The organism is Actinomadura formosensis (genome assembly GCF_050948385.1).
GTDB classification, from domain to species: Bacteria; Actinomycetota; Actinomycetes; order Streptosporangiales; family Streptosporangiaceae; genus Spirillospora; species Spirillospora formosensis.
The window spans coordinates 3909889-3925315 of the sequence record NZ_CP192011.1; the positions used below are offsets into that span (position 1 = coordinate 3909889).

The 15427-nt window shown below is 73.4% G+C and carries 14 protein-coding genes; 9 read left to right on the forward strand and 5 right to left on the reverse strand.

Going from position 1 to position 15427, the window contains the following annotated elements; genetic code table 11:
- The first annotated feature begins 8 nt into the window (after nt 1–8).
- The 3 genes from ACQP1N_RS18840 (at nt 9) to ACQP1N_RS18850 (ending at nt 3612) form a co-directional block, all read left to right on the forward strand.
- Nucleotides 9–962 carry an aldo/keto reductase gene (locus tag ACQP1N_RS18840; protein WP_067807452.1) on the forward strand — a complete coding sequence of 318 codons (954 nt, stop codon included), beginning with the start codon at nt 9–11 and terminating at the stop codon, nt 960–962.
- The gene (locus ACQP1N_RS18845) at nt 959–2857 is read left to right on the forward strand and encodes a helix-hairpin-helix domain-containing protein (protein ID WP_433225649.1); all 1899 of its coding nucleotides are present in this window, start codon (nt 959–961) and stop codon (nt 2855–2857) included. Before ACQP1N_RS18840 ends, ACQP1N_RS18845 begins: the two co-directional genes overlap by 4 nt.
- 107 nt (nt 2858–2964) lie before the next feature.
- The gene (locus ACQP1N_RS18850) at nt 2965–3612 is read left to right on the forward strand and encodes a hypothetical protein (protein WP_067805517.1); all 648 of its coding nucleotides are present in this window, start codon (nt 2965–2967) and stop codon (nt 3610–3612) included.
- A 111-nt stretch (nt 3613–3723) separates the two neighbouring features.
- Here the strand turns inward: ACQP1N_RS18850 and fabI are convergent, their stop codons facing one another.
- The gene (gene fabI, locus ACQP1N_RS18855; protein ID WP_174548900.1) at nt 3724–4509 is read right to left on the reverse strand and encodes an enoyl-ACP reductase FabI; all 786 of its coding nucleotides are present in this window, start codon (nt 4507–4509) and stop codon (nt 3724–3726) included.
- A 5-nt stretch (nt 4510–4514) separates the two neighbouring features.
- Nucleotides 4515–5219: a beta-ketoacyl-ACP reductase gene (locus tag ACQP1N_RS18860; RefSeq protein WP_067805552.1), complete on the reverse strand. Its 705-nt coding sequence runs from the start codon at nt 5217–5219 to the stop codon at nt 4515–4517.
- Nucleotides 5220–5378: 159 nt separating this feature from the next.
- On the opposite strand from ACQP1N_RS18860, the gene ACQP1N_RS18865 reads away from it, so the two are divergent.
- Nucleotides 5379–6878, forward strand: coding sequence for a TldD/PmbA family protein (locus ACQP1N_RS18865; protein WP_067805520.1), 1500 nt, complete (start codon nt 5379–5381; stop codon nt 6876–6878).
- 5 nt (nt 6879–6883) lie between these two features.
- Entirely contained in the window at nt 6884–8281 is a 1398-nt protein-coding gene (locus ACQP1N_RS18870) for a metallopeptidase TldD-related protein (protein ID WP_433232752.1), read from the forward strand.
- A gap of 55 nt (nt 8282–8336) precedes the next feature.
- On the opposite strand, the gene ACQP1N_RS18875 is transcribed toward ACQP1N_RS18870, so the two are convergent.
- The gene (locus tag ACQP1N_RS18875) at nt 8337–8549 is read right to left on the reverse strand and encodes a dodecin (RefSeq protein WP_067805523.1); all 213 of its coding nucleotides are present in this window, start codon (nt 8547–8549) and stop codon (nt 8337–8339) included.
- 64 nt (nt 8550–8613) lie between these two features.
- Between ACQP1N_RS18875 and ACQP1N_RS18880 the strand changes: the two genes are divergently transcribed.
- The 4 genes from ACQP1N_RS18880 to ACQP1N_RS18895 all read left to right on the forward strand — a co-directional run bounded on the left by ACQP1N_RS18880 (nt 8614) and on the right by ACQP1N_RS18895 (nt 11296).
- Nucleotides 8614–8967 (forward strand): DUF3099 domain-containing protein, encoded by a 354-nt coding sequence (locus ACQP1N_RS18880; RefSeq protein WP_084263399.1) that lies wholly within the window; start codon nt 8614–8616, stop codon nt 8965–8967.
- A gap of 450 nt (nt 8968–9417) precedes the next feature.
- Nucleotides 9418–10569 carry an acyl-CoA dehydrogenase family protein gene (locus tag ACQP1N_RS18885; protein ID WP_067805525.1) on the forward strand — a complete coding sequence of 384 codons (1152 nt, stop codon included), beginning with the start codon at nt 9418–9420 and terminating at the stop codon, nt 10567–10569.
- Nucleotides 10570–10584: 15 nt separating this feature from the next.
- Nucleotides 10585–10722 carry an SDR family oxidoreductase gene (locus tag ACQP1N_RS18890; protein WP_131732432.1) on the forward strand — a complete coding sequence of 46 codons (138 nt, stop codon included), beginning with the start codon at nt 10585–10587 and terminating at the stop codon, nt 10720–10722.
- A complete protein-coding gene (locus tag ACQP1N_RS18895; RefSeq protein ID WP_067805529.1) occupies nt 10706–11296 on the forward strand; it encodes a TetR/AcrR family transcriptional regulator in 591 nt (196 codons plus the stop codon). Before ACQP1N_RS18890 ends, ACQP1N_RS18895 begins: the two co-directional genes overlap by 17 nt.
- Here ACQP1N_RS18895 and ACQP1N_RS18900 read toward each other — a convergent pair.
- A complete protein-coding gene (locus ACQP1N_RS18900) occupies nt 11293–12063 on the reverse strand; it encodes a helical backbone metal receptor (protein ID WP_433225654.1) in 771 nt (256 codons plus the stop codon). The two genes, ACQP1N_RS18895 and ACQP1N_RS18900, sit on opposite strands and share 4 nt — an antisense overlap.
- 103 nt (nt 12064–12166) lie before the next feature.
- The gene (icmF, locus tag ACQP1N_RS18905; protein WP_433225656.1) at nt 12167–15394 is read right to left on the reverse strand and encodes a fused isobutyryl-CoA mutase/GTPase IcmF; all 3228 of its coding nucleotides are present in this window, start codon (nt 15392–15394) and stop codon (nt 12167–12169) included.
- Nucleotides 15395–15427 lie beyond the last annotated feature (33 nt).

Genomic DNA, 15427 nt, shown 5'->3' on the forward strand with positions numbered 1-15427 from the left:
GACCGCCTATGAAGGAGCGTCACCTCGGGCGGAGCGGGCTGCTGGTGTCCCGGCTGGGCCTCGGCACCATGACCTGGGGGCGGGACACCGGCCCGGACGAGGCCGCGGCGCAGCTCGTCACGTTCGTCGACGCCGGGGGCACGCTGGTGGACACCGCCGACGTCTACAACGACGGCATCAGCGAGCAGATCCTCGGCCACCTGCTGCGCGAGACCGTCGACCGGGACGGGCTGGTCATCGCGACCAAGGCCGCGATCAGGCCGAACGGCCGCTACGACGGCTCCCGGCGGCACCTGCTGCGCGCCCTGGACGCCTCCCTGGACCGGCTGGACCTGGACTATGTCGACCTGTGGCAGCTGCACGTCTACGACCCGGCCACGCCGCTGGAGGAGACGCTGTCGGCGCTGGACGAGGCGGTCGCGTCCGGCCGGGCCCGCTACGTCGGCGTGTCGAACTACGCGGGCTGGCAGGTCGCCAAGGCCGCCGCCTGGCAGCGCGCCTGGCCGGGCCGCGCCCCGGTCGTGTCGGCGCAGCTGGAGTACTCGCTGCTGCGCCGCGACATCGAGCGGGAGGTGGTGCCCGCCGTGCTGGACGCCGGGGCGGGCCTGCTGGCGTGGTCGCCGCTCGGCCGGGGCGTGCTGACCGGCAAGTACCGCACCGGCATCCCCGCCGGGTCGCGCGCCGCCGCGCCGCACTTCGCCGAGTTCGTCCAGCCGTACCTGGACGAGGAGTGCGCCCGCATCGTGGAGTCGGTGGTGACCGCCGCCGAGGGCCTCGGCCGCTCCCCGCTCGCGGTCGCGCTGGCGTGGGTCCGCGACCGGGAGGGAGTCGCCGCGCCGATCGTCGGCGCGCGGACCGCCGCGCAGCTCGATGCGATCCTGGAGAGTGAGAGCCTGGCGCTGCCGAACGAGATCCGCGGCGCGCTCGACGATGTGTCCGACACCGCGACGGGAAACCCGTGACCGACAACCCCGACCAGCCCGCCGACCAGCCCGCCGACCAGCCGTCGCCCGCCGAGCGGGCCGCGCGCGCCGCCGCGGCGATGCGCGCCGCCGAGGCCGCCGCCAGCGCCCTGGACGACACGGCCCGCGAGCCCGCGGCCCGCGAGCCCGCCCCGGCACCGGCGCCCGGCCCGGCCGCGGCGGGCGGGCCGGGCGCCCTCGGCGAGCTGTTCGCCGCGGCGGGCGTGCCCGCGCCGCTGGCGGCCCGCGCCGCCGCCCGGCTCGGCCCGGACGCCGCCGGGCCGCTGCGCGCCGACCCGTGGCGGCTGCTGCGGGTTCCCGGCGTCCGGCCCGCGCAGGCCGACCACTTCGCGCGCGCCGTCCTCGGGCCGGACGCCCGCCCCGATGATCCCCGGCGCGGGCGCGCCCTCGTCCTGCACGTGCTGACCGAGGCGGCGCGCGGCGGGCACACGGTCACACCCGCCGCCGACGTGCTGGCCGCGCTGGAGCAGATGCACGTCCCCGATCCCCGGGGGGCCGTGGAGGCGGCGCTGGACGAGGCGGAGGTCCTCTCCCTCACCGAGGAACCCGGGTTCGACGAGGAGGCGTTCGACGAGGACGCCGAGCCGCAGGAGCCGGAGGAAAGGCTCGGCCCCGCGCGGTGGGCGCTCGCGGAGGAGGCCGCCGCCGAGGGGTTCCAGCGGCTCACGCTGACCGCCGTGCCGCTGCTGGAGGACACGGCCGTGAAGGCCCTGCGGGACGGGCTGCCCGAGGACCGGTCCCTCGCGCTCACCGCCGCGCTCCGCACCGGGGTGAGCGTCCTGCGCGGCACCCCGGGCGATCTCGCGCGGGCCGTCCTCGGCATCGCCGGCGCCGCCGCGGGCCAGGGCCTGCGCACGGCGATCGCCGCGCCCACCGACCGTGCCGCCGCGGCGCTGCCCGCCCCCGACGGGGTCGAGGTCACCAGCCTGCACCGGCTGCTGGAGCCCCGCGACGACCCGGCCGCCGCACCCGGCGCCGTCGTCTACGGGCGCGGCGAGCAGCGCCCCTTCGACCTCGACCTGGTCATCGTGGCGGATGCGTCCGGGCTCGACGTCGAGCTGTGCGCGGTACTGGTGGAGGCGTGCCCGGACGGCGCCCATCTCGTGCTGTGCGCCGAGCCGGGCGCCGCGCCGCCCGCCGGGCCCGGGCGCCCGCTGGACGACCTGGAGGCGTCCGAGAGCGTCCCCGTCATCGCGCTGGACGCCGCGCCGCCCGCCGATCCGCTCGGCGCGCTGACCGAGGCGGTGCGCGGCGGCGACCTGGCGGCCGTGGACGCGCCCGGCCGCGAGGTCGTCATCGTGCCCGCCGCCGGCGCCGGCGAGGCGGTGCACCGGGCCGTCCAGCTCGTCACCGACTCGATTCCGCGCGCGCTCGGCATCCCGGTCGAGGACGTCCAGGTCGTCGCGTCGGCGACGGGCGGCGAGGCGGGCACCGGCGCGCTCAACGCGGCGCTCAAGGCCCGGCTGAACCCCGGCCCCGGCGCGTTCGGCGGCATGGACCCCGGCGACCGGGTGGTCGTCGCCGGGCCGCTCCCGCACGCCCCGCTCGGCGAGACGGGCGTGGTGACCGGCGGCGGCCCGCACGGCCTGGAGGTCGCGTTCCCCGCGGGCCCGGCCGTCATCGCCCCGGCGGAGGCGTCCCGGCTGCGGCACGGCTGGGCGGTGACCGTCGCGCAGGCACGCGGGACACGCCGGCCCGCCGTCGTCGCGGTGCTGTCCGCCGAGGGGCTGTCACGACCGCTGGTGGCCACCGCGTTCGGGCTGGCGCACCGGCACCTGTCGGTCGTCCAGGCCGCCGGCCCGGCCCTGGCCAGGGCCGTCCGCGAGGGCGGGGCACCCGCGCGGCGCACCCGGCTCGCGACCCTGGTGATCTAGTGAGGCCGTGACAAGGTAAAGAAACCTTCGTGTCGCGGTTTACGCACGCCCCCGTATGGGACACGATGTCAACAAGGGTCAGGCATCGGTGCAGGTGGAGGAGCGACATGCCCCAGCGGCTCAGGCGGCTCGGTTCGGCTTCGGCGGCGGTCTCGGCGGGCGCGCTCGTCCTCGTGCTCGCCGCCCCCGCGGGCGAGGCCGCGGCGGCGGAGACGTGCCGAAAGGGCGTCGACCCCGAGAGCACGGTCGAGAACTGGAAGTGCAACCTCGGCAACCTGCGCGACGCGCTCACCCCGAAGAGCCCAGCGCCGACGCCGAAGCCCACCCCGAGGAAGACCGGCGAGAACAAGACGAAGAGGACCACGCAGCGGCCGGTCAGGGCCCCGGCGAAGGCGCCGCGCACCCCCTCCGGCCTCCCGGGCGGTGGCCGGGGCGCGGCACCCTCCGGGCCGGCCCCCATGACCGGCGGCGACGGGCTCAAACCGTACTCCGGTGAGGCCCCGGCCGGCGCGTCCGGGCTGCCCGGCGTGCTGCCCACCCCGGAGATCGCCGCCGGCCCGAACGCCCACCAGAACTCCCCCGGCGGCACCGCCGCCATGCCGCAGACGCGCCTCATCTCCCCCGTCGCCGACTCCGGCGAGGACAACCGGCAGATGCTCCTGGTGGCCGCGGCCGCGGGCGCGGCGGGCGCCGCCGGCGCCCTCAACCTCAGCGTCGCCGGCCGCGCCCTGCGCCGCCGCCGGACCACCCGCTGACCGGGCCGCGCTGATCCGGCCGCCACAACGGCCGGAGGCCCCTCCCGGAGACGGGAGGGGCCTCTGCGCGTCAGCGGACGGCGCCGGCGGGCGCCGCGGACCGGCAGCGGATCAGCACACGGCGCCGATGGCGTGCAGGCCGCCGTCGACGTGGACGATCTCGCCGCTGGTCGCGGGGAACCAGTCCGACAGCAGGGCCGCGCAGGCGCGTGCGGTGGGCTCGCTGTCCTTGACGTCCCAGCCGAGCGGGGCCGCCTGCGGCCACAGCTCCGTCATGCCCTCGAAACCGGGGATGCTCTTGGCCGCCATGGTCGCCAGCGGGCCGGCCGCGACGAGGTTCACCCGGATGCCCTGCGGGCCCAGGTACTTGGCCAGGTAGCGGGCGCACGACTCCAGGCCCGCCTTCGCCACGCCCATCCAGTCGTACACCGGCCACGCCTTGGTGGCGTCGAAGTCGAGGCCGACGACCGCGCCGCCGTCCTTCATCAGCGGCAGGCACGCCATCGTCAGCGACTTCAGCGAGTACGCCGAGGCGTGCACGGCGGTCGCCACGTCCTCCCACGGCGTGTCGAGGAAGTTGCCGCCGAGCGCGGTCTGCGGCGCGAACCCGATCGCGTGGACGACGCCGTCGAGGTGGTCGAAGCCGTGCTCGCGCAGGTTGCCCGCCAGGGCGCCGAGCTGCTCGGTGCTCATCACGTCCAGCTCGATGACCGGCGGCGGCGCGTCCGGGCCGGACGGGAGCCGCTTGGCGGTCCGCTGGGTGAGCGTCGGACGCGGGTAGGCCGTCAGGGCGACCTCGGCGCCCTGCTCCTGCGCGATCCGCGCGACGTGGAAGCCGATGGAGGCGTCGGTGAGGACGCCGGTCACCAGGATGCGCTTGCCTTCGAGGATTCCCATGATCGTCAGTGCCCCATTCCCAGTCCGCCGTCGACCGGGATCACGGCCCCGGTGATGTAGGCGGCGTCCTCGCTCGCGACGAACCGCACCGCCTTCGCGATCTCCTCCGGTCGCGCGATCCGCCCGAGCGGGACCGCGGCGGTGATGGCCTTGTGCTGGTCCTCGCTCAGCACCGCCGTCATGTCGGTGTCGACGAACCCGGGCGCCACCACGTTCACCGTGATGTTGCGCGAGCCGAGCTCGCGGGCCAGGGAGCGGGCGAACCCGACCATGCCCGCCTTGGACGCGGCGTAGTTGGACTGCCCCGGCGAGCCCATCAGCCCCACGACCGACGACACCAGCACGATCCGCCCGCCGCGCTTGCGCATCATGCCCTTCACCGCGCGCTTGGCCACCCGGAACGCACCGGTCAGGTTGGTGTCGAGCACCGAGGTGAACGACTCCTCGCTCATGATCGCCAGGAGCGTGTCCTTGGTGATCCCGGCGTTGGCGACGACGACCTCGACCGGGCCCTGCTCGGCCTCCACCTTGCTGAACGCGGTGTCGACGTCCTCGGCGTCCGTCACGTCGCACCGGACGCCGAACAGGCCCTCGGGGGGCTCGCCCGACCGGTAGGTGACGGCGACCGCGTCGCCCGCCGCGGACAGCTCGCGGGCGATGGCCAGGCCGATGCCCCGGTTACCGCCGGTCACGAGGACAGAGCGACTCATCACGACCCTCTCGTCGACTACATGCTCGTACATGCTCAGGTGGCTTCGGCACGACGATAGCGGCCTGGAAGGCGCCGCACGGATGTGCCGATCCGACAAGATCCGCCCACCCGGTTTGTTCGCCGCCCCCCGCGCGGCCCGGCGGGTAGGTTGCGGAGGGTGCATGACATCGATCCCGCCTTCACCGCGCTGCCGCTCCGCGCACTGGCCGACGCGGCCCTCACCCGGGCCCGGGAGCTGGGCGCCGAGCACGCCGACTTCCGCCTGGAACGCATCCGCAGCCAAACGCTCCGCCTGCACGACGCCGCCCTGGAGACCGCGCTGGACGCCGACGACGTCGGCCTGTCCGTGCGGGTCGTCAAAGACGGCACCTGGGGCTTCGCCGCCGGCATCGACCTGACGCCCGAGGGGGCCGCGCGCGTCGCCGCGCAGGCCGTCGAGGTCGCGGTGGTCGCCAGGCCCGTCAACCGCGAGCCCATCGAACTGGCCCCCGAACCCGTGCACGGCGAGCGCACCTGGGTCTCGGCGTACGAGACCGACCCGTTCGAGGTGCCGACCGGCGACAAGGTCGCGCTGCTGGCCGGGTGGAGCCGCCGGCTGCTCGGCGACGACCGCGTCGACCACGTGGACGCGACGCTGCTGCAGGTCAAGGAGAACAAGTTCTTCGCCGACCTCGCCGGGACGGTCACCACCCAGCAGCGGGTCCGGCTGCACCCGGCCGTGACCGCCGTCGGCCTCGCCGGCGGCCAGTTCGACACGATGCGGACGCTGGCGCCGCCCGCCGGATACGGATGGGAGTGGCTGTCGGGCAAGCACTGGGACTGGGACGGCGAACTGGCCCGCATCCCCGAACTGCTCGCCGAGAAGCTCGCCGCGCCGTCGGTCGAGCCGGGCGTGTACGACGTGGTCATCGACCCGTCCAACCTGTGGCTGACGATCCACGAGTCGATCGGGCACGCCACCGAGCTGGACCGGGCGCTCGGCTACGAGGCCGCCTATGCGGGCACCTCGTTCGCCACCCCCGACAAGCTCGGCACGCTGCAGTACGGCTCCAAGGTCATGAACATCACCGGGGACCGCACCGCCGAGCACGGCCTGGCCACCATCGGCTACGACGACGAGGGCGTGCGGACCCGGTCGTTCGACATCGTCACCGAGGGCCTGTTCACCGGGTACCAGACCGACCGGCGCATCGCCCGGCTCACCGGCGCCGAACGCTCCAACGGGTGCGCGTTCGCCGACGCGGCGTCCAGCATGCCCATCCAGCGGATGGCGAACGTGTCGCTCAGGCCCGCCGAGGACGGCCCGTCCACCGACGAGCTGATCTCCGGCGTGGAGCGCGGCGTCTACATCGTCGGCGACAAGAGCTGGTCGATCGACATGCAGCGGTACAACTTCCAGTTCACCGGGCAGCGCTTCTACAAGATCGAGAACGGGCGGCTCGCCGGGCAGCTCCGCGACGTCGCCTACCAGGCCACCACGACCGACTTCTGGAACTCGATGGAGGCCGTCGGCGGCCCGCAGACGTACGTGCTCGGCGGCGCGTTCAACTGCGGCAAGGGCCAGCCGGGGCAGATCGCGCCGGTCAGCCACGGCTGCCCGTCCGCGCTGTTCCGCGGCGTCAACATCCTCAACACGCTGAAGGAGGCCGGCCAGTGAACGCGATCAGGCCGCAGGAGGCCGTCGAGCGGGCCCTGTCGCTGTCCCGCGCGGAGGACTGCATCGTCATCGCCGACGAGGCGAGCACCGCGAACCTGCGGTGGGCGGGCAACACCCTCACCACCAACGGCGTGACCCGCTCCAACCGCCTCACGGTCATCGCGCTGCGCCACACCGCCGGCGGCGTCGCGGCCGGCGTGGTGTCGCGGTCGGCGGTCGGCGCGGACGGCATCGAGGACCTGGTGCGCGCCGCCGAGGCCGACGCCGCCGGCAACGAGCCCGCCGAGGACGCCCGGCCACTGATCACGCAGGGGCCGCCGGGGGCCGGGCGGCCCGCCGGGGCGCCGGAGTGGGAGGACGACCCGGCCGAGACCGGCATCGGCGTGTTCGAGGGGTTCGCGCCCGCGCTCGGCGAGGCGTTCGCCGCCGCGCAGGCCGGCGACCGGCGCCTGTACGGGTTCGCCAACCACATGCTGACCTCGACGTTCCTCGGCAGTTCCGCGGGGCTGCGGCTGCGGCACGACCAGCCGACCGGGCTGCTGGAGCTGAACGCCAAGGGCGCGGGCGGCTCGGCGTGGGCGGGCGTCGGCACCCGCGACTTCACCGATGTCGACGTCCCCGCCCTCACCGGCGACCTCGCCCGGCGGCTGGAGTGGGGCGAGCGGCGCGTCGACCTGCCCGCCGGACGCTACGAGACGATCCTGCCGCCGTCCGCGGTCGCCGACCTGATGATCTACCTGTACTGGTCGGCGGGCGCACAGGACGCCCAGGACGGCCGGACGGTGTTCAGCGCCCCCGGCGGCGGCACCCGCGTCGGCGAGCGGCTCGCGAACCTGCCCGTCACGCTGTCCAGCGACCCGGCCGCCGCCGGGATGGAGTGCGCCCCGTTCGTCATCGCGCACGCCTCCAGCCGCGAGTCGTCGGTGTTCGACAACGGCCTCCCGCTCGGCGCCACCGACTGGATCCGGGAGGGGACGCTCACCTCCCTCACCCAGACGCGGCACTCGGCGGAGCGGACCGGGCTGCCGTTGTCCCCGTCCGTCGACAACCTGGCGCTGACCGGGCCGGACGGCGGCGCGTCCCTGGCGGAGATGGTCGCCCGCACCGAGCGGGGGCTGCTGCTGACGTGCCTGTGGTACATCCGCGAGGTCGATCCGCAGAGCCTGCTGCTGACCGGCCTCACCCGCGACGGCGTCTACCTCGTCGAGGACGGCGAGGTCGTCGGGGCGGTGAACAACTTCCGGTTCAACGAGAGTCCCGTCGACCTGCTGTCGCGGCTCACCGAGGTCGGCGAGACCGGGCCGACGCTGCCGCGTGAATGGTCCGACTACTTCACCCGCACCGCCATGCCCGCCCTGCGCGTCCCCGACTTCAACATGTCGACGGTGTCGCAGGCGTCCTGACGCCGCAGAACCCGCCGTGCGGGGCCCGGGCCGGGGACGGGGCCCCGCACGGCGCTCAGACGTCCTCCAGGCGGAAGCCGACCTTCATCGTGACCTGGATGTGGGCGACCTCCCCGTCCTCGATCCGGCCGCGCACCTCGGTCACCTCGAACCAGTCCAGGTGGCGGAGGGTCTGCGAGGCGCGCCGGACGCCGTTGCGGATCGCGGTGTCGATGGAATCCGGGGAGGTCCCCACGATCTCCGTCACCCGGTACGTGCGATCGGTCATGCCGTTCCTCCCATATTTGACCCGTACTGCCGTCGCAGGTCGGACTCCATGGGCTTACCGTGGAATGGTGAAGGTCAATCCCCGCCACCACCACAGGGAGCCGGAGGTCTACACGGTCACCGACGCTCCCCGCCCCATGTCGGAGGACATCGGCTACCGGCAGCGCAGGTACCTGATGTCCATGGGAGTGCGCACGGCGTGCTTCGTCGGCGCCGTCGTGGCCGCGGTCGCCGGCGCGCCGTGGTGGCTGGCGGTGCTCATGGTGGTCGCGGCGGCCCTCCTCCCCTACGTCGCGGTGATCTTCGCGAACGGGGGGCGGGAGCCGACCGCCGCGGCGGTCTTCGACGACCACGGGTCGCGGGACCGGGAGCCGGACCAGAAGCCGGTTTCCGGACAGCGACCGGAAATCGGGTCGTGACGTTCTCTTGACTAACCGCGGGGGGTTTCGGTGTACGATTTGTACCGGCGCTCTGGTCCCCCGTCGGAGCGCCCGTGCCGGTGTTCCGGGCCCCCGTCGGAACACCGATGATGCGGCGCCGGGTGGATTGCCCCCGTATCCACCCGGCGCCGCTTTTCCATGTCCGGGTCCTCTCCTGGGACTTCCCCGGCCGGCGCATGACGCGCCCGTGACCCGCGCCTGACCGCCCGCCCAGGGCCCAAGCACATCCGCGCGAGAACGTCGAGACCCGGTGCTGGCCTGCTCCGGCCACGAACCGAAACCCGGCCGTCCCGAACTTTCCGCCCGCCCGCGCGCGAGCACGGCGGCGCCGGCCGCGCACCCTCCGGCGGAACACTCTCGTAGTTGTTTCTAGAACTACATTCGGGTTAAGTTAGCGTTCCGCTAGTTGCGCAGCGAGAGGGGCACGGCGTGCGCCGCACCGTTTTCAACGAGGACCATGAGGCGTTCCGGGACACGATCCGGGCGTTCATCGAGGCCGAGGTCGCCCCGGTCTACGACGACTGGGAGAACGCGGGCCACCCTCCGCGCGAGTTCTACTCCAAGCTCGGCGAGCTGGGCGTGTTCGGCATCCAGGTGCCCGAAGAGTACGGCGGCGCGGGCGAGACCAGCTTCAAGTACCAGGCGGTGATCTCCGAGGAGTGCGCCCGCGCCGCGGTGAGCTTCGGCGGCTACGGCGTGCACGTCAACCTCGTCCTGCCCTACCTGCTGAAATACGGCAGCGAGGAGCAGAAGAAGCGCTGGCTGCCGCCGTTCGTGTCCGGCGAGATGATGACGGCCATCGCGATGACCGAGCCCGGCACCGGCTCCGACCTCGCCGGCATCCAGACCACGGCGAAACGCGACGGCGACCACTACGTCCTGAACGGCGCCAAGACGTTCATCACCGGCGGCGTCCTCGCCGACCGGATGCTGGTGGTGGCCCGCACGTCCCCCGCCACACCGGACAACCGCCGCGCCGGGCTGTCGATCCTCGCCGTCGACACCAGGAGCGAGGGCTACGCGGTCGGCCGCAAGCTGGAGAAGATCGGGCTGCGCAGCTCCGACACCGCCGAACTGTCGTTCACCGACGTCCGGGTGCCGGTCGAGGACCTCCTCGGCGAGGAGGGCCGCGGCTTCGAATACCTCACCCACAACCTGGCCGAGGAACGCCTCGGCATCGCCACCAGCTCGTACGCGTCGGCCGCCGCGGCGGTCGAGTTCGCCCGCAGGTACGTGCGGGAACGCACCGTCTTCGGCAAGAGCGTCTCGTCGTTCCAGAACACCAAGTTCGTCCTCGCCGAGTGCGCCACCGAGGTCGAGGCGGCCCGCTCCCTCGTCGACCGCTGCATCGAGGCACTGGACGCCGGGGAGCTCACCCCCGCCGACGCCGCCGTCTGCAAGCTGTTCTGCACCGAGGTGCAGGCCCGCGTCGTCGACAAGTGCCTGCAACTGCACGGCGGATACGGCTACATCCTGGAGTACCCGATCGCGCGCCTGTACGCCGACGCCCGCGTCACCCGCATCTACGGCGGCACCAGCGAGGTGCTGAAGACCATCATCGCCAAGGACATCCAGGTCTGACGGAAGGGAGCGGACATGGCCGGCACCCCGATCGCCGTGCGGCGCGCCGGCGTCCCCGAGGACATCGCGGGGACGGCCGCGTTCCTGATGAACGGCGACGCCTCGTTCGTGTCCGGCCAGGTGCCCCACGTGGCCGGTGGTCCGCGCGGGTGAGGGGGCGGCCCGCGGCCGGGACCGGGACGCCACCGAAGAAGCGCTGCGGGCCGCGGCGGTCGCGCTGCTGCGCCGCGGCGGCGTCCTCGCCGGGCTGAACCTGCGGCAGGTCGCCGACGAGGCCGGCGTCAACCGCGGGCTGGTCTACCAGTACTTCGGGTCCCGCCGGGCACTGCTGCGCTCGGCGCTGTTCCACCGGTCCCGGCCGAACGCCGAGGACGCGGTGGACGCGGCCGGGCCGCCGCTGCGCCGCCGGCTGGCCCGGCTGTTCTGGACGAGCCTGCGCAACCCCGAACCGGTCCGGCTGGCGACACTGCTGGTGCTGGACGGCGACGACCGGCCCCGCGTCCTGCTGAACCGGGGCGCGGGCCGCGCGGAACTCGCCGAGGAGGCCGCGCGGGGCGAGCTGCCGGTCGAGGACGTCGAGGCCGTGCAGGCGGCGATCGCGTCCACGATCTACGGATACACGCTGCTGCGCGAGCATCTCGCACGGGAGATCGGCCTGCCCGCCGGGGAACTGGACAAGCGCATGGCCGGCTGCCTGGAGGCCATGTTCGGCCGCCGCCCCGGCTAGTAGGCGCGGGCCGCGTCGAGCCGCCGGGACAGGGCCGCGGGAGCCTCGACCAGCGACGGGCCGTACCAGGTGAGATGACGTCCGCTGACGAGGGCGACGTCCAGGCCGGGGAACGCCTCGGGGCCGTCATCCTCGGTGAACCGGTACGGCTCGTCCGGCAGGACGGCGAGGTCGGCGCCCGCGGCGTTCAGCTCGCCGAGCGGGATCTGCGGGTAGCGCTCGGGGTGGCCGGCGTAAACGTTGGACACGCCGAGGCGGGACAGGACGTCCCCGGTGAACGTGTCACGGCCCACGACCATCCACGGCCGCCGCCAGATCGGGATGACGGCCGCGCGCCGCCGCCCCGGGGTGACGTCCTGCCAGACGCGGGCCGCCTCGTCCAGCCAGCCCGGCACCGGGATCCGGCACGCCTCCGCGAGCATGCGGCGCAGCGACGCCAGGGCCTCCCCGACGGTGCGGATCTCCGTCATCCACACCGGGACGCCGGCGGCGCGCAGCGCCTCGATGTCGGCGGGGCGGTTCTCCTCGGTGTTGCCGAGGACGACATCGGGCCGCAGCTCCGCGATCCGCTCCAGGTCGGGGTTCTTCGTGCCGCGCACACGCGGCACGTCCAGGCCCTCGGGGCGGGTGCACCAGTCGGTGGCCCCGGCGAGCAGGCCCGGCGCCGACACCGCCACCGTCTCGGTCAGGGACGGGACGATCGACACGACGCGGCGCACCCGGTCCGGGACCGGAACCGGGTGGCCGGTGTCGTCCAGCGGGCTCATACGGGTTCCATGTGGGGGACGACCCTCCACGCCCCCCGGCTCACTTCGCTCATGCCCTGCTCCCTGTGGGAGGCGACCCCCCACACCCCCCGGTTCGCTTCGCTCATACGTTGCGGCGGTACTGGCCGCCGACCTCGAAGAACGCGTCGGTGATCTGCTGGAGGCTGCACACGCGCGCCGCGTCCATCAGCACCGCGAACACGTTCTCGCCGGCCCGCGCCGCCTCCTTGAGCGCGGCGAGCGCCGCCCGCGCCTCCTCCCGGTGCGCGTCCTGGTAGCCGTGGACGCGCTCAAGCTGCGAACGCTTCTCGTCCTCGGTGGCGCGGGCCAGCTCGATCGTCTTCGGCGTCCCGTCGCCGGCCTCCGGCGGGCGGAAGGTGTTGACGCCGATGATCGGCAGCGAGCCGTCGTGCTTGCGCTGCTCGTACAGCATCGACTCGTCCTGGATACGGCCGCGCTGGTAGCCGGTCTCCATCGCGCCGAGCACGCCGCCGCGCTCGCTGATCCGGTCGAACTCGGCCAGCACCGCCTCCTCCACCAGATCGGTCAGCTCGTCGATGATGAACGACCCCTGCAGCGGGTTCTCGTTCATCGCGAGGCCCCACTCGCGGTTGATGATGAGCTGGATGGCCAGCGCCCGCCGCACCGACTCGGCCGTCGGCGTCGTCACGGCCTCGTCGTAGGCGTTGGTGTGCAGGCTGTTGCAGTTGTCGTAGATCGCGATGAGCGCCTGCAACGTCGTGCGGATGTCGTTGAAGTGCATCTCCTGCGCGTGCAGGGAACGTCCCGACGTCTGCACGTGGTACTTGAGCTTCTGGCTGCGCTCGTTGGCGCCGTACCGGTCGCGCATGGCCACGGCCCAGATGCGGCGGGCCACACGTCCGAGCACGTTGTACTCGGGGTCCATGCCGTTGGAGAAGAAGAACGACAGGTTGGGCGCGAAGTCGTCGATGTCCATGCCGCGCGCCAGGTAGGACTCGACGTAGGTGAACCCGTTCGCGAGCGTGAACGCGAGCTGGCTGATGGGATTGGCCCCGGCTTCGGCGATGTGGTAGCCGGAGATCGACACCGAGTAAAAGTTGCGGACGCCGTTGGCGATGAACCACTCCTGGATGTCGCCCATCATCCGCAGGGAGAACTCGGTGGAGAAGATGCAGGTGTTCTGCCCCTGGTCCTCCTTGAGGATGTCGGCCTGCACGGTGCCGCGCACGGTCGACAGCACGCGCGCGCGGATCCCGGCGGCCTCCTCCTCGGACGGCTCGCGCCCGTGCTCCGCACGGAAGGCGTCCAGCCCCTGGTCGATGGCGGTATTGAGAAAGAACGCCAGGATCGTGGGCGCGGGACCGTTGATGGTCATCGACACCGACGTGGTGGGCGACGACAGGTCGAACCCGTCGTAGAGCACCTTCATGTCGTCCAGCGTGGCGATCGACACCCCGGACGTGCCGACCTTGCCGTACACGTCGGGACGCTCGTCCGGGTCGCGTCCGTAGAGGGTGACCGAGTCGAACGCGGTGGACAGCCGGGTCGCGGGCTGCCCCTCCGACAGCAGCTTGAAGCGGCGGTTGGTGCGGAACGGGTCGCCCTCGCCGGCGAACATGCGGGCCGGGTCCTCGTTGTCGCGCTTGAAGGGGAACACCCCCGCGGTGAACGGGAACCCGCCGGGCAGGTTCTCGTTCCGCAGGAACCGCAGCAGCTCACCGTGGTCGGTGTAGCGCGGCAGCGCGACGCGCGGGATGCGGCTGCCCGACAGGGACTCGCGGGTCAGCCTGGTGCGCAGCTCCCTGTCGCGGATCTTCACGACCTGCTCGTCGCCGGAGTAGGACTCCACGACGGCCGGCCAGCCCGCGACCAGCTCCGCGTTCCCCGGATCGACGTCGCGGCGCGCCTTCTCCAGCAGCCCCTCGACCTCGGCCGCGTCCGTCAGCTCGGCGCGCACCTCCTCCAGCCGCTGGACGCGGCGCACCGCCTCGACCTGCTTCACCGTGCCGGCGTGGTAGGCGCGCACGGTCTCGGCGATGTCGGACAGGTACCGCACCCGGCCGGGCGGGATCACCGTGGCGGCGCCCGTGGACACCTTCGTCGCGACCTCCGGCAGGACGCCGTCCCGCAACTGCAGCCCGTGCTCCCCCAGCAGCCCGCCGAGGTGCTGGTAGAGCGCGGTGACACCGTCGTCGTTGAAGGTGGCGGCGCTGGTGCCGAACACGGGCATGTCCTCGGGCCGCTGCCCGAACGCCTCCCGGTTGCGGACGAGCTGGCGCGACACGTCCCGCAGCGCGTCCGCCGCGCCGCGCCGCTCGAACTTGTTGATCGCGACCACGTCGGCGAAGTCGAGCATGTCGATCTTCTCCAGCTGGGACGCGGCGCCGAACTCCGGCGTCATCACATACAGCGACACGTCCACCAGCGGGACGATCGCGGCGTCGCCCTGCCCGATGCCGGGCGTCTCCAGGACGACCAGGTCGAACCCGGCGGCCTTGCAGGCGGTGATGATGTCCTCGATGTTCTCCGGCAGTTCCCGCGCGCCGCGTGTCGCGAGCGAGCGGAAGTACACGTGCTCGCCGTCCAGGGAGTTCATCCTGATCCGGTCGCCGAGCAGCGCGCCGCCGCCGCGCCGCCGGGTCGGGTCCACGGCCAGCACCGCGACGCGCAGCCGGTCCCGCTGATCGACGCGGAGCCGCCGCACCAGCTCATCGGTCAGCGACGACTTCCCCGAGCCGCCCGTGCCGGTGATGCCCAGCACGGGGACGCGCCGCCCGCCGGCCTCCTCGGCGAGCCGCGCCCGGTCGGCGTCCGGCAGGCCGCCGGCCTGCAGGCAGGTGATGGCCCGCGCCAGGGCGCGCCGATCCCCCGCCAGCACATCCGCCGCGGGGACGGGCTCGGCGGCGAGGTCCACGTCGCACGCGCGCACCAGCTCGTTGATCATGCCCGGCAGGCCGAGCCGCTGCCCGTCCTCCGGCGAGAAGATCCGCACGCCCGATCCGGACAGCCGCGCGATCTCCTCGTGGACGATCACGCCGCCGCCCCCGCCGAACACCTTCACGTGCTCGGCGCCGGCCTCCTTGAGGCTGCGCGACAGGTACTCGAAGTACTCGACGTGGCCGCCCTGGTAGGAGCTGATCGCCACGCCCTGCGCGTCCTCCTCAAGGACGGCGTCGACGACCTCGCGGACCGACCGGTCGTGCCCGAGGTGCACCACCTCGGCGCCCTGGGACTGCAGGATGCGCCGCATGATGTTGATGGCCGCGTCATGCCCGTCGAACAACGCCGCCGCCGTCACGAACCGCACCGGGTGCACCGGCGCGTGCAGTTCCCCCGTCACCGTCTCCACCCCAAACCTTGGACATCCAATATTTGGAAGTTA